Annotated in this window: 33 protein-coding genes; 3 read left to right on the top strand and 30 right to left on the bottom strand. The window is 41.8% G+C overall.

All coding sequences use genetic code 11. The annotated features are described in order from the left end of the window. Positions 1 to 28: 28 nt before the first annotated feature. The 29 genes from ACO1R6_RS16125 to ACO1R6_RS15985 all read right to left on the bottom strand — a co-directional run bounded on the left by ACO1R6_RS16125 (position 29) and on the right by ACO1R6_RS15985 (position 14,615). Positions 29 to 463: a DNA-packaging protein gene (locus ACO1R6_RS16125; protein WP_486265996.1), complete on the bottom strand. Its 435-nt coding sequence runs from the start codon at positions 461 to 463 to the stop codon at positions 29 to 31. A gap of 2 nt (positions 464 to 465) precedes the next feature. Continuing rightward, positions 466 to 1,032, bottom strand: a complete 567-nt coding sequence (locus tag ACO1R6_RS16120) for a hypothetical protein (protein ID WP_486265994.1) — start codon at positions 1,030 to 1,032, stop codon at positions 466 to 468. A 108-nt stretch (positions 1,033 to 1,140) separates the two neighbouring features. Further along, positions 1,141 to 1,713 (bottom strand): phiTE_072 family protein, encoded by a 573-nt coding sequence (locus ACO1R6_RS16115; protein WP_486265993.1) that lies wholly within the window; start codon positions 1,711 to 1,713, stop codon positions 1,141 to 1,143. A 51-nt stretch (positions 1,714 to 1,764) separates the two neighbouring features. Further along, positions 1,765 to 2,292, bottom strand: a complete 528-nt coding sequence (locus tag ACO1R6_RS16110; RefSeq protein ID WP_486265992.1) for a hypothetical protein — start codon at positions 2,290 to 2,292, stop codon at positions 1,765 to 1,767. Continuing rightward, on the bottom strand, positions 2,282 to 2,623 hold the full coding sequence (locus ACO1R6_RS16105; RefSeq protein WP_486265991.1) for a RusA family crossover junction endodeoxyribonuclease: 342 nt from the start codon (positions 2,621 to 2,623) through the stop codon (positions 2,282 to 2,284). Before ACO1R6_RS16105 ends, ACO1R6_RS16110 begins: the two co-directional genes overlap by 11 nt. A 117-nt stretch (positions 2,624 to 2,740) precedes the next feature. Continuing rightward, complete coding sequence (locus ACO1R6_RS16100; RefSeq protein ID WP_486265990.1) at positions 2,741 to 2,971, bottom strand: hypothetical protein; 231 nt, start codon at positions 2,969 to 2,971, stop codon at positions 2,741 to 2,743. A gap of 15 nt (positions 2,972 to 2,986) precedes the next feature. After that, positions 2,987 to 3,220, bottom strand: a complete 234-nt coding sequence (locus tag ACO1R6_RS16095) for a DUF3970 family protein (RefSeq protein WP_486265989.1) — start codon at positions 3,218 to 3,220, stop codon at positions 2,987 to 2,989. After that, entirely contained in the window at positions 3,217 to 3,678 is a 462-nt protein-coding gene (locus ACO1R6_RS16090; RefSeq protein WP_486265988.1) for a hypothetical protein, read from the bottom strand. Before ACO1R6_RS16090 ends, ACO1R6_RS16095 begins: the two co-directional genes overlap by 4 nt. Continuing rightward, positions 3,675 to 4,037, bottom strand: coding sequence for a hypothetical protein (locus ACO1R6_RS16085; protein WP_486265987.1), 363 nt, complete (start codon positions 4,035 to 4,037; stop codon positions 3,675 to 3,677). The genes ACO1R6_RS16090 and ACO1R6_RS16085 overlap by 4 nt, the downstream gene beginning before the upstream one ends. After that, positions 4,037 to 4,555 (bottom strand): AP2/ERF family transcription factor, encoded by a 519-nt coding sequence (locus ACO1R6_RS16080; RefSeq protein ID WP_486265986.1) that lies wholly within the window; start codon positions 4,553 to 4,555, stop codon positions 4,037 to 4,039. Before ACO1R6_RS16080 ends, ACO1R6_RS16085 begins: the two co-directional genes overlap by 1 nt. A gap of 128 nt (positions 4,556 to 4,683) precedes the next feature. Continuing rightward, complete coding sequence (locus ACO1R6_RS16075) at positions 4,684 to 5,052, bottom strand: hypothetical protein (RefSeq protein WP_486265985.1); 369 nt, start codon at positions 5,050 to 5,052, stop codon at positions 4,684 to 4,686. A 94-nt stretch (positions 5,053 to 5,146) separates the two neighbouring features. Further along, positions 5,147 to 6,016, bottom strand: a complete 870-nt coding sequence (locus tag ACO1R6_RS16070) for a hypothetical protein (RefSeq protein ID WP_486265983.1) — start codon at positions 6,014 to 6,016, stop codon at positions 5,147 to 5,149. Then, on the bottom strand, positions 6,013 to 6,996 hold the full coding sequence (locus tag ACO1R6_RS16065; protein ID WP_486265982.1) for a hypothetical protein: 984 nt from the start codon (positions 6,994 to 6,996) through the stop codon (positions 6,013 to 6,015). Before ACO1R6_RS16065 ends, ACO1R6_RS16070 begins: the two co-directional genes overlap by 4 nt. Further along, positions 6,993 to 7,355, bottom strand: coding sequence for an HNH endonuclease (locus ACO1R6_RS16060; protein WP_486265981.1), 363 nt, complete (start codon positions 7,353 to 7,355; stop codon positions 6,993 to 6,995). Before ACO1R6_RS16060 ends, ACO1R6_RS16065 begins: the two co-directional genes overlap by 4 nt. Continuing rightward, complete coding sequence (locus tag ACO1R6_RS16055) at positions 7,352 to 8,422, bottom strand: DNA cytosine methyltransferase (protein WP_486265980.1); 1,071 nt, start codon at positions 8,420 to 8,422, stop codon at positions 7,352 to 7,354. The genes ACO1R6_RS16060 and ACO1R6_RS16055 overlap by 4 nt, the downstream gene beginning before the upstream one ends. Next, complete coding sequence (locus ACO1R6_RS16050) at positions 8,419 to 8,970, bottom strand: hypothetical protein (protein ID WP_486265979.1); 552 nt, start codon at positions 8,968 to 8,970, stop codon at positions 8,419 to 8,421. Before ACO1R6_RS16050 ends, ACO1R6_RS16055 begins: the two co-directional genes overlap by 4 nt. Beyond that, complete coding sequence (locus ACO1R6_RS16045; RefSeq protein WP_486265978.1) at positions 8,967 to 9,305, bottom strand: hypothetical protein; 339 nt, start codon at positions 9,303 to 9,305, stop codon at positions 8,967 to 8,969. The genes ACO1R6_RS16050 and ACO1R6_RS16045 overlap by 4 nt, the downstream gene beginning before the upstream one ends. Further along, a complete protein-coding gene (locus tag ACO1R6_RS16040; RefSeq protein ID WP_486265977.1) occupies positions 9,289 to 9,522 on the bottom strand; it encodes a hypothetical protein in 234 nt (77 codons plus the stop codon). The genes ACO1R6_RS16045 and ACO1R6_RS16040 overlap by 17 nt, the downstream gene beginning before the upstream one ends. A 26-nt stretch (positions 9,523 to 9,548) precedes the next feature. Next, entirely contained in the window at positions 9,549 to 9,773 is a 225-nt protein-coding gene (locus ACO1R6_RS16035; protein WP_486265976.1) for a hypothetical protein, read from the bottom strand. A gap of 184 nt (positions 9,774 to 9,957) precedes the next feature. Further along, positions 9,958 to 10,251, bottom strand: a complete 294-nt coding sequence (locus ACO1R6_RS16030; protein ID WP_486265975.1) for a hypothetical protein — start codon at positions 10,249 to 10,251, stop codon at positions 9,958 to 9,960. A gap of 267 nt (positions 10,252 to 10,518) precedes the next feature. Further along, the gene (locus ACO1R6_RS16025; protein WP_486265974.1) at positions 10,519 to 10,707 is read right to left on the bottom strand and encodes a KOW domain-containing RNA-binding protein; all 189 of its coding nucleotides are present in this window, start codon (positions 10,705 to 10,707) and stop codon (positions 10,519 to 10,521) included. Beyond that, positions 10,694 to 11,923: an ERF family protein gene (locus tag ACO1R6_RS16020; protein WP_486265973.1), complete on the bottom strand. Its 1,230-nt coding sequence runs from the start codon at positions 11,921 to 11,923 to the stop codon at positions 10,694 to 10,696. The genes ACO1R6_RS16025 and ACO1R6_RS16020 overlap by 14 nt, the downstream gene beginning before the upstream one ends. A gap of 62 nt (positions 11,924 to 11,985) precedes the next feature. Further along, entirely contained in the window at positions 11,986 to 12,453 is a 468-nt protein-coding gene (locus ACO1R6_RS16015) for a hypothetical protein (RefSeq protein ID WP_486265972.1), read from the bottom strand. Positions 12,454 to 12,455: 2 nt separating this feature from the next. After that, the gene (locus ACO1R6_RS16010; protein WP_486265971.1) at positions 12,456 to 12,833 is read right to left on the bottom strand and encodes a hypothetical protein; all 378 of its coding nucleotides are present in this window, start codon (positions 12,831 to 12,833) and stop codon (positions 12,456 to 12,458) included. Further along, positions 12,830 to 13,168, bottom strand: coding sequence for a hypothetical protein (locus ACO1R6_RS16005; RefSeq protein ID WP_486265970.1), 339 nt, complete (start codon positions 13,166 to 13,168; stop codon positions 12,830 to 12,832). The genes ACO1R6_RS16010 and ACO1R6_RS16005 overlap by 4 nt, the downstream gene beginning before the upstream one ends. 2 nt (positions 13,169 to 13,170) lie before the next feature. After that, positions 13,171 to 13,557, bottom strand: a complete 387-nt coding sequence (locus ACO1R6_RS16000; protein WP_486265969.1) for a hypothetical protein — start codon at positions 13,555 to 13,557, stop codon at positions 13,171 to 13,173. Positions 13,558 to 13,587: 30 nt separating this feature from the next. Continuing rightward, entirely contained in the window at positions 13,588 to 14,001 is a 414-nt protein-coding gene (locus tag ACO1R6_RS15995) for a hypothetical protein (protein ID WP_486265967.1), read from the bottom strand. A 63-nt stretch (positions 14,002 to 14,064) separates the two neighbouring features. Next, on the bottom strand, positions 14,065 to 14,331 hold the full coding sequence (locus ACO1R6_RS15990) for a hypothetical protein (protein WP_486265966.1): 267 nt from the start codon (positions 14,329 to 14,331) through the stop codon (positions 14,065 to 14,067). Between the two features lie 62 nt (positions 14,332 to 14,393). Next, on the bottom strand, positions 14,394 to 14,615 hold the full coding sequence (locus ACO1R6_RS15985) for a hypothetical protein (protein WP_486265965.1): 222 nt from the start codon (positions 14,613 to 14,615) through the stop codon (positions 14,394 to 14,396). Positions 14,616 to 14,715: 100 nt separating this feature from the next. Here ACO1R6_RS15985 and ACO1R6_RS15980 point away from each other — a divergent pair, with 100 nt between their 5' ends. The 3 genes from ACO1R6_RS15980 to ACO1R6_RS15970 all read left to right on the top strand — a co-directional run bounded on the left by ACO1R6_RS15980 (position 14,716) and on the right by ACO1R6_RS15970 (position 16,323). Next, the gene (locus tag ACO1R6_RS15980; protein ID WP_486265964.1) at positions 14,716 to 15,624 is read left to right on the top strand and encodes an XRE family transcriptional regulator; all 909 of its coding nucleotides are present in this window, start codon (positions 14,716 to 14,718) and stop codon (positions 15,622 to 15,624) included. A 74-nt stretch (positions 15,625 to 15,698) separates the two neighbouring features. Further along, entirely contained in the window at positions 15,699 to 15,995 is a 297-nt protein-coding gene (locus ACO1R6_RS15975; protein WP_486265963.1) for a hypothetical protein, read from the top strand. After that, the gene (locus ACO1R6_RS15970) at positions 15,982 to 16,323 is read left to right on the top strand and encodes a hypothetical protein (RefSeq protein WP_486265961.1); all 342 of its coding nucleotides are present in this window, start codon (positions 15,982 to 15,984) and stop codon (positions 16,321 to 16,323) included. Before ACO1R6_RS15975 ends, ACO1R6_RS15970 begins: the two co-directional genes overlap by 14 nt. 3 nt (positions 16,324 to 16,326) lie before the next feature. Here the strand turns inward: ACO1R6_RS15970 and ACO1R6_RS15965 are convergent. Further along, positions 16,327 to 17,375: hypothetical protein (locus ACO1R6_RS15965; RefSeq protein WP_486265960.1), on the bottom strand; the 1,049-nt coding region annotated here is incomplete at its 5' end.

The raw sequence follows: 17,375 nt of genomic DNA, 5'->3' as shown, positions 1-17,375 counted from the left end.
AGCTAGAATTTTATTTATGGCGGTGGTTCTACGGAACATCTGGGAATAGTGGTTGTTCAGGTATTAAGTGCTGCTCTTTCTTATCGGCAAGGCCTAAATCACGGGCTATGATATTGGCGTTAAAGGCACCAACAACAGCCCCTTCAAACTTCATTGTTCTTATTATCTCTTGTATGCGCGTTGTGACCGGAATAAAATCTTCTCGCTCTTGGTATAAATCGAATGTCTTACGGTCAATATCAAGGAAAATAAACAATCCGGATTCAGTGTATGGGCGCTGGGTTGGGCGCTCTATTTTTTTTGCAGATTTCCCTACCCAATCTGGTTTTATCCATGGATTATTATCACACCATTCAAAATATTCACAGGCAGCCTCCCAAAGCACGATAGGGCTGGAAAAAATTAAATCCCGCCCATGCTTGCTTCTGGCTTTCCAAAACTGATTATTTTTTGGTGCAGCCATGCTTAAAAAATACTTAACTGTTGGTTAGTTTCGCTTTGCCGGGTAAAGCCTTTTGCCGCTCGGGTGTTAGAAGCCTTGTCGCGGTGGTTCTGGATAATCAGCTGGTGTACGCCTTGGACCGGTTGGGCAAACCAAGGGTAGATGTGAAACCAGGAAATGATTTCGGGAACGTGGTACGAAAGGCTTTTATCCGAACAATCAAGGTAATGCGCGGCAAATATTTCTAATCCCTGCCAAGTTTTCTTCTGCGTTATCTGGAGAATCTTTTCGGGATGGTAGCACATAAGCAGCACGGCCATAAACTGTTTACGGTGTTCAATCGCGGTGCTTTCGAGGCGTTGCCGGCCTTTAATGCTTGCCGCCTCAATATCTTGGTAGCGGCAGAATTCTTGCAGGAATAATGGGATTAGGGCGTAATCGGAAAAGACGACGTCCGGCATAATTTCCCGGTATTCGTTATCCAGGGAAAGAGCAATATCGGGGTGTTTTTTGGCGAGTAGGGTAACGATAATTTCCGCGGTGTCATGGTCTAACCGCCCCTGCTTTAATACACTTGCCGCTTGCCTCATTTATTTCCTGGAAATTTCCTGTTAAGCTACGAAAAAATAATTAAAAACTTCGTAATTTTACGAAGTTTTTAATTAAAAAAATATCAGGAATGGGGAAGAATAAAGGAGTTAACTTAAAGTATCTTTTAATCTTTGTTCTTTGAGTTGCTTCTTGAGTTGTTTATGAATGTACATTAATTGGTTTTGCTCCTTGGATTCTCCTTCAACGAAAAAATGCCAAGGTTCCGAACAAGCTTCCATGATTAAATCTTGTACTGCTTCTCTTTCATATCCACTGCTTATATCAAAGTAATTTAGGCGCTTAGGAAGAGATAAAATACTATCTATAAACTCATGTTCGCTTTCGGTGCTGCCTTGCAAGCGGGCAATCTCTTCCCTCAATGTTTTATGAAATTCTTTGTAATCATACCATGGATAGCAATAAAGGGCTTCCTCAAAAAGATGTTTCCTAAAATTCGCAAAGGTCTTTTTCGTGTTTATAGCTTTTGGCGTATGAATTGGCAGCAATTTATTTACCCAATAATACGAATCAATTGAGCAGACAAAATCTTCTATAGTGCAGCCCATTGCGCCCCAGAAATAAGAAGTGTTTAGGTAGGGGCTAGCTATTATTATTTTACCCTTGCCTTCACCAAGATTCTGAAGAATTATTTGATATTCGTCTATCTGTAAAACGTTCATAATTGCCTTTATTAAATCGTTAAAATTCCTTTATTATCTCTCTGGCAAACCTTAGCTTCCGGATGCGGGCAAAGGTGCCGTTTTAAGCAATTCGTTAAATTCGCGCTTTGTAATCTCAATCAGGTTTTCGTCTGTGAGTTCGGTTTGGTCATCTAAATACAGAAGCATCTTATTTTGAGCAATTTCCACGTAAGGGAAAACAAACCGCCGAGGGTGGTTCTTACCTAATATATCGTAAACTCTGTTGTAGCTGCTACCTCTTAATCCATTAGTTATAAATTGCTCCATTTCCCGGCCCGCCTTAGTTCTACAGTTAGGAACAAAAACACCGACATGGGTTTTATGTTGATTCCAAATTTTCGAGTCTACTTTTTCAGGTTCGGAAAACTCGAAGCCATGGTAACAGGTAACCCGGTTAAAATTTTGCTGGCCAGCGTGGACTAAATAACCGGTCCACTCCAAGCCTGTTTTTTCAGCTATGGCCCGCTTATTATCCTCCTCCATTTGGAGTTCATTCAAGCGTAATTCGTGAAGCTTTTTGTATATCTCACTTTCTTTGTTTTCTATTTTATAGTACATGGTTTTGTAATTTATTGGAGATGTTAAAACTGATAAACTCTTTTCCTTTGGGTACCACTTGCTTTTTGATGTTAAGCTCAAAAATATGCTTGTCGTTAAAGCCGTATTTCTTACACAAACAATCAATAAAGACTTTTGCGGGGTTATCTAGGTCAGCAGCGATGTTGCTAAAGCCAAAGACTAAGTTAAGCGTGTAGGGCGGCTCTGGCAGGCTTAATTTGGGCAGGCTTGGTATTACCATCCATTCGAAGGCTTTGTAGGCATCTGTTTTAAACCTCCTGCCCTTCCAAGCTTCATTCACCGATAGTGGGCGCACGTTAATTTTTATCATGCTGCTTGCTTAGTTTTACCCGGCAATATGGCGGCCGGGCTTCCGCTTCTTTGACAACCGCTAAGCATTTTGTGCAAAGCTGGTGCATGGGGCAGGGCTTTTTACACATGGACTTCTTTATCTACCATAAATAATTTCAACATCTAATTTTATTTTGACGCAACGCCATCCCTTTTTTCGAAGGTCAATCCAATTTTCTTGAGGTGGCACAAACATTAAAGCTTTGGCTATGGCTCGTTTTTTCTGACGCGATATAGTGTCCAAATATGGATAAATGCTTTTTTGTTTTTCAAAAACTACCATCCACATCATTGGTATTGGTTTTATTTCCTTTTCTTCAGTTTCCATCGTTTTTTTATCTAATTAACTTTTCTTCTTCTTAATATTTTTAAGACGGGTTTTAAAATTTGGATTGCGCGGCTTTTTATTTTTCATCCGGGGCTTGCCATAAACTAAAAATTGGGGATTGTCGCTGTATTTGGGGTTATTACCCAGCTGTGGCTTTGAAAAGGACATGGTTGGGAACAGCTTTTTTAGGTAGTTGGTAGCATCAACTATTTCTTCCATAGTGTCAGCTGTAAGCCTGATTTTTATCATGATTCAGGCTTCTTTTCTTTAAAACATTTAACTACCTGCCCCAAATCATCATAATAGGTTGTTTTCCAGGTTGGATGGCAATTAGCCGGAGCACTTCTGTTGGGGAATAATACATGAAGGTTAAAGCCATAATTACCAACGATAATGCCTTTCTTGCCATTAACATCTACTTCCATGCCCTGATAGGCAAAGGTTATACCCCTGTTTTGGCACATCCTTTCAAACTCCTCTTTGTTGCCGAAAAGGTGCTTGTGGTCCAATAATCCTAAGCACTTTACCTTGAAGGCATTTAAATAATCTTTATAAGGCCAACCGGTATCTAAGTATTTCCAGTATTGATACCTTGCAGCGGCCGGGGAATGGGCAGCGATTGTTTGGCCACCATAGTTTTTATATGGCCCGCTGTTAAAACTAACGTGATATGTTTTTAAAGGCTTTTCTGCTATTTCTGTTTTCATCGTTTTTCTATTTCCTGGTTAATTAACTCGCCTATTTCTAAAATAAAATACCGTTTCCCCGGCTCGGCGCCCCACTCTGGTTTACCTTCACCAATTCTTATGCCTTTGTGTTTCCATTTGATATTAGGACAGCCTTTAGCGTACCCGTTATTGGCAGAAACAATGTCAAAAAGTGCCGCATGTTGGTATCTTTCCGAGCCTATGAATAGGCAATCGCTACATTGTGGTTTTGTAATAATTATTGGGTTCAACAATCTAGTTTCCCAATAAGGCTTAATCTCCCGGTATTCTTCTAATTTGATACCATCTTTTATTAAATCAAACCACTGCTTCTTCAGGGTAATATTTAAAACTTTCATTATTTAAAATTTAGGTTTGCGAAATCTCCGTGTAATTCTTTTGCTTTTTTATCATAAGCTCTTGCAGCATCTTCCTCTGAATTAAAAAACCCGATGCTTATTTGCTTCCCAAGGTGTTGAATTCTGGCTTCCCATTTTTGGGTAGTTGAAATCTTGTTTTCTCCAGACTTGGTTGTGTATTTGTAATGAGATGTTTTTAAAGAAACTCCTAAAAATAATGAAGTGCCTCTGCCCTTAACATTCTTTTTGTTTTCTGAAGGAGAGCATTTTCTAAGGTTCATCTTTTGATTATTTAAACCGTTGTGGTCGATATGGTCGATATAAACTGACCTTTCAGTTATACCTAAAACATCTCTGTGCATTAAGATTGTAATTCGTTTTTTATTTATTGTTGTAGACCTTCTTGCATACCAATTCCAACCATCAAAATATTCTCTCCAACTATACTTGTTAAGCCTTTCGAAATCTTCATCATCAACAAAGGCTACTTTACCGGATTTAAGTTGTATCTCTTTCATACTTTAAAATACACATTATTTCACAAGAAGTATATACGTTGAGAAATAATATTGCCTCTTTCTTTTCACCTGAAGCAATCATGTCGAACCATTTGCGGTTTAAGGTTAAGTGTAGTATTTTCATTGTTTTACACATTAGCACCTTGTTTAACCTTCTCAAGCCAATTATTAAAAGCATCTACAAAAGGCTGCACGTTGGTTGAATCTGCCCAGCCAGCAAACCCAATAAAGCCGCCGTCATTGAAAGAGATTGCTTCCCTATCATCAAAATAATAAGCCTTAACCCGGAAGAAATATTTCTGAATCTTGCCATTTACAATCTTCTTATCCTTTAACCGGGTGGGTTTAAGCCGCATGGTAAAACTCCCATTCTCAAATACAGCTAATCGCTGTTCAATGCATTCTCTTAGCATATTCATTTCTTCTATGCCTAAATCGTCGTAGGATAGACCGGATTCTTTAAATTTTTCTCTTGCTACTTCTGTTACTTTTTTCATCTTTTTTCTATTTCCTGGTTAATAATGGTTACTTTCTGCCAGTCCTGGCGCTTGGTGTAATAGGCTTTCATCTGGGTAAGCTGCTCGGTGGTAATCAGGTCCCTTCCTCTTTTACTTTATTCATTATCCATTCCCGGAATACCCGAATCCGGCAGTTAGTAAGGGTGGTTTTCTCGTACCGGTTATTGGTGTCAGCTGTGCTGTTGGAGAAAAGGTTAAATGCAACTTTGGTAACCTTCTGCACAAACTCCAAGTTATGCCGGGCATTTAGCAGCACCTTAGCTTTTTCTTCGTAGTAAATCGCGTTCCAAAAAGTGGCCGGGCCGTATTCGGTGTAGGGCAGGTTAAATGCGCCGTTCTTTTTCAGCCAATCGTAATGCGTAGCAGTTTGACAAAGCCATTCCAAGTCGGTAATCTGACAATTTGGGCCTTTAATCAGGCTGATAAAGGCGTTTAGCAATTCTGTCTGGTCGAAATGGGCTGGCAGTTGCTTTGGTTCTTCATAAGGCTTTAGCTGCTTCATCGCCGCCGGCTTGTTTTCCTGGCGAAACTTTTTAAACCAGCCGTTTATCTGTTCCAGATTCAGATACACCACATCTTCCGGCTTGTTCTTCAGGTCACCCCTTACCCCCATTTCGAGTACTAACAGCACCTCTTGGGTAGTCAAAAGGTTGTATTTCTCCCGGATTAGCTTTGCCAGCTCTGTTATGAGTATGGTTTGGTCCTCCTTACCAGTCAGCTGCCGGTGATGGCCTAGCAGGATTAGCGCTTTGTTAATGAAAGCAGCTAGCAGGGTGTCCAACTCCCTATCTGAAATAGCTTTTACCTTCGGCGCATTTAGAGCCGCTATAACTTCTTTTTGCTCCAGGGTGGCCGTGTTGCTCACCTCGTACTGAATTACGCCGGTACCGTGGCTGATTTCCAATAAATCGGACTGTTTCTGATACGTTGTTATGTTGCTCATAAGCGATTCCCGTTGTCGTCGTACTCAAAGCTGTTAACAACTGCGTGTGCGAGTTCCGACCTGGTTTGAAATTGTGATTTAGGCTTTGCTGCTTCTGCTTCCGGCGGTTTCAACATGGCGAGCTTTCCGGCGTTTTTATCGCGGCGGATAAAAGAGGCCAACTCTTTACTCCAGGCGTGGGACTTTTGCTCTCTGGGGCTTGATTTTGAGCCGAATTCGCTCCAGGTTTTAAGCGCATCGTAGTAGAAATCCGGGTCAATGCCCTGCTCCTCAAATCCGTGTCGCTGAAAAGCCTGTGTAAACTTATCCCGGTCATATAGCGGCGAATCTCTAAACAGGTGCGGCACCGCTTCCGGCAAATTTCCCGGCGGCGCCCCCCAGGTGTGCGAAGCTTTTTCGGTATTTAAGAGGGCAGGTTCTTCCAGTTCTTGAACCTCTAAAACAGCAGCTCCTATTTTTTCCGATTCTGGTTTTTCTAAATTTTCAAAACCGCCGCTGTTATTCTTTTTTTCGTCAGCAGTAGTAGTATTTATATTAGAAGATGAAGAAGAAGGTGAAGAAGAAATAGAAGGGGTTGGATTTTGGTTAACCCCGGTGGTTGTTTTTTGGTTAGAATTTTGGTTAACCAAATTGGGGTTTCCACCCTTTTTTCCCGCTTCTCGCCGAACTTGGCAGAGTTCTTCATCCCGCACCATGCGCCGACAGTATAAAGCGCCATCCAAAACGCGGCGGCTTGCTACGCCATAGGTTAGCAGGGTGGTTAGAATTTGGTTAACCACCTGGTTATCCAAACCTAGAACCCTGGCCAAGGCTTCTTCCGGCATTGGCTTGCCATTAAGCAGTAAAACCCCGCGTTCTGCTGATTCGTGCATTAGGCAAAGCATCTCAAACCATACCCCCCTATCAAAGAAGCTTAAAGCCTGGACTCCTGGGTCCTTCCGCCAATCAGCAGGATAAAATTGCATAGATGGCATTTTCATATTTTGTTCGATTTTTGGCGGTTACACTTTTTACAAAGACATTGCAGGTTGCTTTCATCATGAGTTCCGCCGCAAGACCAGGGAATTATATGGTCTACTTCAAGCTTTTCAGATGAACCACAATAAGCGCATACACCAACAGACAAAACCCTTTTTCTTATTGCCATTGCAATAGGAGGCCTTTTATCGTAGCCCTTTATAAGCTTTCCGATAAAGGAATATTCCTTTAAATGCTTCCTGTCTGTTTGAATAGCTGAATTAAGAATTTGACGAAACAATATACCCACCTCTTCTGCAGTCATATCTGCCGTGCCTACCAGGAAATCCTGAGCGTAAAATTGAAATGCTGGAGCTTTCATAGCTTTGTGTAATAAAAAAGTAATTTTTCTGCTATGGTTGTTACACAAGGTTTGCTAACCCCATTGCCACAAATCCGGTATCTTTGAGTGTCGCTGACAGGCTTTACTTTCCCATTATAAATGCCGTATTGGGTCCAGTTATCCGGCCAACCTTGCAAGCGTTCGCACTCAATTGGGGTTAACCGACGGATTAGTGCTTCATTTTGTATTTTTATAGCACTATTCCCGCTTACCCCTTGTTTACCGGAATATAAGGCCGGCGCTATTCCTCGTGTACCGTAAACCCTTCCTGATTGCGAACTTTCTGGGTTAATACAAGCGATATAATTACCATGACCAACCCCAGTATTGCTTCTTAGTGGCGGCATGATTTCGCGGCATTCCAGCTTTCTTCCTTTACCGCTATCGCATATTAAAGTCATATTGGAATGTAGCCCACCAGAATTACCACCGGCGGTTAAACATCTAACATTAGGGGTTTCGCCGTACCCTTCATTAGCCCATTTATCGTTTTCTCCGATAGGAAATACTTGCTTTCTACTTCCGTTTCTAAGATGTCCGACAAAGTATAACCGCTCTCTATTTTGGGGTAAAAACCAGCGTGTATTAAGAAGCTGCATTTCAACGTCGTATTGTGGCAAACTTTCATTAAGGAAGGTGAGGTATTTAACTGCTTCAATGATGTCAATTCCTTTGTTGACAGTTCGCAACCCTTCCACATTTTCAGCACAGAAAAATTCAGGTCGTACTTCGTCAATAACCCGGACCGCTTCAGATAAAAGGCCGCTTCGTGTACCTGCTGCGTGTCCTTTGCGCTTTCCAGCAATTGAGTTATCCTGGCAAGGCCAGCCGAAAGTAACAAAGGTTCTGCCGGTTGGTTTAAGTCCTGAAACATCGGTAACTGAACCGAGATTATGGCCGTTTGGGTATCGGTATTTGAGTAGGGCGAGAGCATGTTTGTCTATTTCTGAATAATAAAAATGAATAATATTAAAACCCGCCTCTTGGAATCCCTGGCCAAACCCTTCGCCGCCGGCAAAAAGACTTATGTGATTCCATTCGCTCATTTCTCCACCTCCTCCATCATGTCCCGCAATTCAATAATTGCCGCCTCCAGTTCTTCCATGGTGTCGGTCCTCAGTCGATTGCTCCAAGCCTTGAGGTTTAAGCCATTAAGCACGCCTTTCATTTCAGCATTATAAATAGCTCCCCTTAACTCTGCACGCAACTTTTCTTTTGGTTCAGAACGGAAGATTAAATCCTTTTCTATCTGCGCAGCAACCGCCTCGTAACCCTGCTCACGGATAGGTTCTTTTAGCCATGGCCAGCACCGGCGTTCTGCCTCTTTTTTATCTTCCAGCAGGTCTAGCTCATTCACTGACCAAGTTTCATTATTGGCGTCTTTTAGGATGAAGAAGCGGCGGCCAGGAATATTTGTAACTAATGTGTGGGGTTCGTTGGCAGTGCCGCCCCAGGTGGCTAAGTGTTCAGCTTTATTGATAATTTCCAGCTCTTTATCCTGGATATTATCAATAAAGTAATCCTTAGTACTACCGAACCTTTCCCACGTCATCCACTTGGGCACTTTTGCGATATTTCTATTTAAATCTATCATGCTGCTATTTCTGAATCTTCTTTAATGTTTACCTGGCCGGCATTATAAGCGCGGCACAGGGCTAAAAAGGTGGCTTTATTCTCGGCCTTGTCGAACTCGTCCAACAGCTCCCAGGCCATGGCGCCTAAGTCTTCGTAATAATTTTTAGCTTCGGGTGCGGCTTTGCGGAGAAACTCGTTGCGGAAACTTTGCAAATGCTGGTTCAGGTTGTTAAAGCGAAATTTGTACGCCTGCGATAAGTCGGCCTGAAAGGTGGTGCGCTGCAAGTCCATCAGTTCCACGAGCATAAAGAACCGCTCGAAATGCTTTTGTATTTGATTATTCGGCTGGGGCATTATCTTTTGTCACTTTCGGTTGCACAATATCTTTCTCTTTGAACCAGCGCGCTTCTCTTTCGCTGCGAAGCAAAACGCGCACGTTTTTACCTTTGAAGTTGCCTTGCTTGTACCGGACAAAGACACCCCAACCGGCTTTTGTTTCGAGTTCTATGACCAGCTTGCCGGCTTCGATTTGCTTTAGCTGGGTAGCGGTTAGATTTTTATAGTTTATCATTTATTATTAAGTAGAGCCTTAAATTGTTATAATTTACAATCAAAGCATAGTTCTGTATTTCTAGCTTCTTCTAAAGAAATTGTTACAACATCACAGCCAGCGTTAACTAGTTTAGTATGCTCCCTTTTGCTTTCTTTAGAGAATGGCTTGCCATCTGGGTCTATTACCGAAAGCATTCTTGCCTTTCCGCACAGGCAAATAAATTTCTTGACTTTTATATTTTGTTCCATTATTAAATCCTTGCTGGCCATATTTATAATGCTGAATCGTAATTACTAATCACTTCATTTTGCTTTTCCTGTCGTTCGACCTTTTCAAGTGTTACCTCGGTTCGTGAATCAATCAGGTACTTTTTCACTCCGGAATAGATGTATGCTTGGAGGCCGGGAAATTCCTTTTGAAAGGCGGTCATTAACTGGTCAATGGTGCGGGCTTTTATACCATTTGTTTCCGGCTTTGGAGAGCCTCTTTTATTTCTGGTATATGTTCTTCAACATATTTATCGAATGAACCTTCGCCGCCGAATATTTCATCTAATCTTTCTGAAATTTGGCCTGTAAAACTCATCCAAGAATCTTCTTTGCAACTTTCAGGAGAATAAATTACTAGAAGGTGGGCAGAACGATTGTAATGGTAAACCATAGCCGCGTAGGCTGTTAATTTATTCGAGGATTCTAGCTCGTATTTGCTACTCATTGCCCCGTATTCATATTTTGTTTTCTTATCCATGATTAATTCTTTTCTTTAAAGCTTTGATGCCTGCCATGCCAATGCCCGGCCCGCGTACAGCTACCCGTTCACCGGTGTTTTTTGCGCGTTTGTCTGCGCCCCTTATTTGCCACTGTTCCCGGTTGACTTTCGCTATATAAACCGGGAATGATGCCGTACGGCGGAGGGGATTGCGGAGTGCATCGGGTTCATATTATGCCGCGTTTCTTCTGTTTTGATTCGCCCGGTCATGGTAAAGAGATAGGCGCATTTGCTACTAAAAATTATTTATACCCGTTCAACAATAAGCCGAATCTGGCCGGGCAATAGCACCTTTTTAACAGAAGGCTTGAGGCTTTCTAAGTGGCAATACACCCCGCCGGGAACCATTTTGCTGTTGTTTATAACTGTACCGGTATGACCTTTAAATTTGCCCGAAACAACCTCCATCCGGTCGCCCATCTTAAAGACTTGCATCTTGGGCCTCCCTTTCTTCTATTGTTGCTTTCAATGAGCTAATTGTATTGGCCGCTTGCTCCTCGCTTAACTTGTTTATGTTGAGCAGCATTTTGGTTTTTTCTTGCCGCGTTATAACCGGATTGTTTAACAGCCTAATTATTTGCTCTTTTTGCTTAGCGGAGGCGTATTGGCTTCCGGCCGGGACCGGAGCAGCGTTTTGTTTTAGCGCTTCTTTGCGGGTTGCTATTTCTTTCGTCAGCCATTCAATATCCTTTATCGCTTGTTCTTTGGGATATTCGTCAACGGCAATTTTGTCCAGAAAGTCGCTTTTTTCTTCTTCGGTAAACACGCTGGAATCCACGAGTTTCGAGATTAATTCGCGCTGTTTGTCCGAAGCAAAACGGGAGGTGTTTTCTTCGGCTGGCGCGGGCGCAGGTGCAGCAGATAAAGCGGCTTTCTTTTCTTGTGTGGCTTTTATAAAGCCCTGTTGCTTCTGTAAATCGCTGTATTTAGCCCATATTTCTTTCAAACACCCTAAAGAAGTACAACCGTCAATTTCCTCAATAGCTCTTTTAAGCCGGCGTTTGTGCAAGGTTTCTTCCAGCTTAGTTAAGCGTTCGCCCGCCTCCACTTCGGTAATGCTGTTAAAACCGGCCACTATCTCTTGTCGTTCTTTCTCGGTAAAAACTATAGCATTAAGGATTAGTATGGCCTTTTCTTTTTGCTCTTTGGTGGCCATAGCCGCAGCAGGAGAGGTTTTTTTGTCTTTACTCAAAGCCTTGCCTTGCTGCTTGTCTAAATCGCCGTTATGAACTTTGTCCGGGTCATCGCCGGTCGGAATAGCAAATGTTCTTAACAGCAAATATTTATAGCTGTAGGTCATGGCTTTGCCCGCGCCTTTGTCCTGCGGGTCAACTCCATGACCACCGGATACCAGGTATTCAAATTCTGTTGGATTGTCGATGTTTACAATCTTGTACTTGGTTTCAACAGTACTTATACAAACAAACTTGCCTTGCTCCCGGATATGGTCTGTTAAGTTTAACTTTTGCTCAACAGGGAGAATAACTAAACCATTTTTTACTAAGGATGCACGGACAGCTTGCGTTACTTTTTCTTCCGAAATAGCTTTATAAGCATAACTGCCGGAGCCCACGCTGTCGTCCTTTGTCAAATATTCAATATTTTGCATAACAGCACTTATTCGCTGGTAGAGGTTCGAAGTATTTTCCATATCTTTGCTTCTGCTAATAATTACTTTTGATTACAGGGGCCGCACTCGCAATGCGGCCCTTTTTATTGTTTTTTATAATTATCAAAGAGGAACTTTAGAATATTTCCGGTTTCTCCATAAAATGAACCGTTCAGCATTTTTATCAATTCGAGAAGCTTTTCAATGTCCCATGTGTTAATTTGATTCATTAAATTTTTCAGTTCCTCTAATTCTTCTTTTAATGGTTTAAGTTCTGCCTTGGCTTTGTTTACATAGGCTGAAACATTCTTTATGTCAGCATCAAACTTCTCCCATAGTTCATAATTGGCTTCTAACTGTTCTTCCTTGGCCTCTCTAAAAGCTTGTCTAGCTTTCATTACATTAGCCTTATATTGAATAACATCATCATCCAAAAGAGCCAATTCATTTTTCAGCGCATTACGCGTTTCTGCGAAATAACTGATTACAGTATCTTCAATCTGCTTATCACTTTGAAGGTGTTTTATTTTTTCTGCTAATGGCTTAGGAAGCCATACATGTTCATTTTCCATAATTATCTTCCTTGTAAATTTTGATTGTGAAGCAAGTTGTTTTCCGAAGAGATTCTATTGTATAGGACCTGGTATTGCCACTCTTCAATTGGCGTAAAACCTTCTTCGCTTAAGGTGTCCTCTACTACCATATTAAAAAAGGCTTTGGCTGTGGCTCCCGTTAGTTTTAATATTCCCTTGTTTTGGGCATCCTGGCTAATCAATTGTACCAGTTCCTGGTCAATAACTTTTATAGAGAACATGCCACAACGCAGGTAAACCGGGAAAACAATCTTGGATTTCTTCTCAATAGAGACCACATCAAGTGGCTTATGTATTGGAGATTTTAGGAAGGAGGTTAAGCCTTTGATTTTGGGGAGGTAAAAAGAAATAGCTTTCATAACATGTCATTTGTGTGGTGGGAATAGCGTTCCAATTGGCTGGTATAATTAAATTGAGGTGCAAAAACAACTGAAAGCTTCTTTTCTAACTCTTCTATCAAAGCCGCCGAAGTGTGGGTGCTTACCGTTACACAATAGCTGCCGTACCAGGCATTAACTATTAAAGTAGGCATAGATTTCAAATGGTCTTTACCAGAATTAAAATCGCGCACCAGGCTTTCGTGTAAAACACCTGTAAAGGCAAATCGCCGGAAGTTGGGGTACTGCTGGCAAACGCGGTTTATTTCGCTTTGAAACTCTTCGGTAGCGGTAAGGCGGAAGCTTTCTGTTCTCATGGCTAGCTTGGGAATAATGATGTGGTGTATTTAGCTAAAACCCAATAGCAATTAATTTTAATTGTTAGGTCTTCGAGTTCAGAACCAACCTCTTTTGGGTTGCATTCAATCAATGCCCGCATAACATCGTTTATTTCTTCCAGTAGCATTTGAAGCACATAAGCCATGTTATGCGCTTTAAGCTTGTGCTTGACAAAACAATCAATCATTTGGTCAGGAAGCCCACTTAAAAAAACACCAATGTCATCTTTAAGCTTTGGATTAACATCGTTCGGATGGTGGTAATTTATATACTTTGGATTGGCGAATTGCTCTTTCAATTCAAAGTATGGCTCATGCATAATTAAAGGATTTGACTTAATAGAAATAGTAGATTGTGTTTTCATCATTAATGAATTTTAAGGTTATAGATAGGTTAGTTAAGAGCGGGGTTGATTTTTATCTAATGCGCGTCCAGCTTCAATATGTCCGAAAAGGTCGATGTATATAGACAAGAGATAGGTAAACTCTATCGGGTTATAAAAGCCTCCTTTTATAATATTTTTTGCGGTTAATATTTTGTTTTCGTGGGTTGTTTTTGGCTTTAATGTGCCGCCAGCTTCGGCTAATTGGAGTAGTTCTTCTTCTGTTAAATCAGAATCCTTTTTTAGATAAGGCTTAATCGAATAGTACGCCGAAAACTCAGCAAGTACATCTGCTGTAATGCAGCCTTGTCGGGTTTTTAAAAGCTCAATCTTTCCATGCCCGGTTGGGTCGTAAACAAGTTCTGCTTCACAGCCCAGATACAAAGCCAATTCCTGCGGGGTTAATGCGGCGGCGGTTTGTGCGTTCATAAAATATTTTTAATTATTATTTGGATTGAATAGAACAATCTTTATATTTGGGCGTAATATCACTCAGGCAGACAATTGAAGTTTGTCCTCTCCGCGATAATCAGTTCCAATCACGCGCCTTTTAGCAAAATCTTCATAATCCCAGGCATTGATTACATAAGGGCTATCTTCTGTATTCCGGAAGGCTTTTAAGTAATATTTGTCGTCCGGGTCCCGATGTATGTTTTTTATCACGGTGTCCCGGTGGCAGTTAGATAATGTGGCCACCTGGTCCACGGTAAGTGTAAAGCCAAGCGGGAGTTTGTGAATGTCGGTATAAGGCTTTTTCATATCGGTAGATGTTTATAATCCTATTTTGATATTGCTTTTCCGTGGCTAATAGTGGCCAATCTTTAGGCGGCAGCTTTCGCCGTTTTTTTTGATTGCAAATATTTAAATCGCTTTTCGTACCCTTTGGGGTCAGTTTTCTTGGCTAACCGCTCAATGGCCGGCCAATACCTCGATTGCGTTTGCTCCAGCTTAACAACCTTGCTCACGTTCGCCGGATGCGTATTCAGCTCCGCTGCCAAAATCATAGTAAAATCCTCGGGCATTAATTCTCTTATTGTTTTCATTGTGGGTATATTTGCTAGTTGTTGTAGTAGTAATACAAATGTATGCATAAATACTGAACATGCAAATATTTTGTTCATAAATATCTAACTTTTTTTTACCATGTACTTAAATACTGAACAACCGGCTTATTCTCAGCGGATTGCAGAAACGCGAAAGGCGAAAAAAATGTCGATGCAAGCCCTGGCGGATGCGGTTGGTTTGGCCAAGTCAACTATTTCCATGTTTGAAAGCGGAAAATCCTCTATCAGCATTGAAAACTTTGTTCAGGTGTGTAAAACTTTAGGCTTAAACATAAGCTGGGTTATAACCGGCATCGGTCCACAATTTGAAGAAGAGTACATAAAGCAGTTTAGTAATACTGAACAACGTCCATATCAAATCAACTCACAAGCACTTCTTATTGACGAACCGGAACTCTTTCTGCATCCTCAACCAAGTTTAAGCAAGTTCACTCCGCCCAAAATAGAGATTCACTCTATTACCGTAGATGCAAAGGGGCGGGAAAACATCCACATGGTTTCTACCAAAGCCGCCGCAGGGTACCGCACGCATTTTGTAGAGCCGGAATTTTTGCGCACCCTGCCGGCTATTTCCCTGCCAACGCCCGAGTTCCGCAATGCTACCTTTCGGTGTTTTCAGGTGCAAGGCGATAGTATGAGCCCCGGACTGCAAAACGGCGATTACGTGATAGCTCAATTGGTAACCAACTGGGCAGTTAATATTAAGGAAGGCTACGTGCACGTAATTGTTACCCGCGATGATGTATTGATAAAGCGGACCCTAAATAGACTAATGGAGCGGGGTAAGGTGGTAATTCAAAGCGATAATGATGCCTGGCCTACAGATGAAATAGACGGAGAAGATATATTGGAGGTGTGGTTTGCTAAGGCTAAAATTTCCTACAAGTTCCCCAACCTGCGCTATGATACCCACAAAAAGATTGCTGACCTGGAGGCGGACCTTTTTGAAATTAAGAAGTTGCTGAAAAGCAAAAAGCTACTCGACTAATAAATATTCCTGTTTATTTCCTGATTATCCCGAAGTTTTTCTTGCGCTGTATATGTTTAATCCTATTTTATGCGATGAAAGTTAATGCCAAATCAACCCTCTCCCCTGCCTGGCTGGTCCTGGTAATCCAGACCGAACAAGCATACCGCCTGCGGCTCTGGCGGAAGCAGAAAAAACAAGCCTTGCAAGACCTCGAATACTTGGAAAAACTGCTACAATGGGCAGATGTTGCTTACACGACGGATTTAGAAGCCGAAGCTAGTGCAATTGTAGCCCATACCCGCAAAGAGCACGAGCAATTGTGTGCGTTTTTCGCCAGCGCTAACCGCAAAATAAAAAGGCTGCAAAAAATCAAATATGCAGGAATATAATAGAGACGAAGAGAGGCTTCGCTTTTTACAAGAAGTTGCCCGCCTTAAAGCTAAACGAGCTTTTACCCGCGATGCCGATTTTTGCGCTGCAATAGGAAAGCCGGCTAATTATTTAGGAGATTTGCAACACCCGCTACGGAGCCAAATTCTCCCTATAACCACGCAAATGCTGTATTATGCGCATGCTATCTATAATATGGATATAATTTATGTAATTACCGGTGTTTCCAGACAGCCTAAACCAGCAACTTTAGAGTTATCCAAGCTAAGGAAATCGGGCAGAATGGGGCCGCGCACACGCAAGAAAAGAAAGCCGGAAGAGGAATAATTTTTAAACATCAACCCGCCCTTGAATTTTGGCCCACGCATCTAACAAATCATCTACGGCCACAATCGGATTGGCGTGCACATAACTACTGGTAGCATCGTTTACTGTGTGCCCGAGTAAAGCTTTAACTAAAAATTTATCCCGTCCTCTGGTGATGGCATCTATCAACGTGGCTCCGGTATGTCGTAATATATGCGGGCTTAAAACTTCATGTACCGGTTTAAAATATTCATGGACATGCCCGCCAAAGGTTTTGGTAAGGCGAACCACCCTGTTTAGCCCCGCCTCTTTAGCTGCTTCTTTTAATGCTTCGGAAAATTTATCCCGCTGTTTAAATTCTAAAGGCACCTCCTTATATTGATTGTAAAGCTGAGTGGATAATGCGGGCAAGGGCACGTAAATTGGCAAACCGGTTTTGTTCTGGTTTTTATTCAGAACCATTACTTCACCATGCTGGAAGCTGTTCAAATTAGCCATGTGCCCGTTTCGAATTTTACTAAAGTCTCCCCAGCGCAGGGCCATCTGGATGACCATTACGGAGGTGTGGGCAGTTTTTTGCACCTTTAGGCTACTATAGTTATGGGTAGCCAGTTTAAGCACCTCCTCCCATTCCAGGGCAAATCTTTCATTCGAGTTGACAGAATCCACCGACAACCAGTCCCATGGCATGCCGGCATATTTAAACAAAACACGAAATAGTTTATGATACCTCGAAACAGTTGTATCCTGCAAATCATATTTATCCGCCACCCAATCATCAAATTCTTCAATCAATCCTTCTTTAAGTGGCTGGTTAAAATTCATTAAGAAATCCCTTAATTTCGCTTTCGGCCTAAACAGGTGTACTTTATCAACAATTTGTTTAAAGCCCCTGACATAATCCTTGCCTTTTTTTTCTTCCGTCTTATTGCCCCGGTTTTTCTTGCTTATATACCAGGCGCCCCATGCTTCGTAGTATTCCCGCACCAGTACCGGCTCCCCCTTCTTGGCTGCTACCCGATTGGGATTAATGATTCTTCTTACATCTTCGCTCGTGGGCTCTTGTCCCTGTT

This window comes from Adhaeribacter sp. (assembly GCF_057359045.1).
This window is presented reverse-complemented; position numbering and strand designations above follow the sequence as displayed.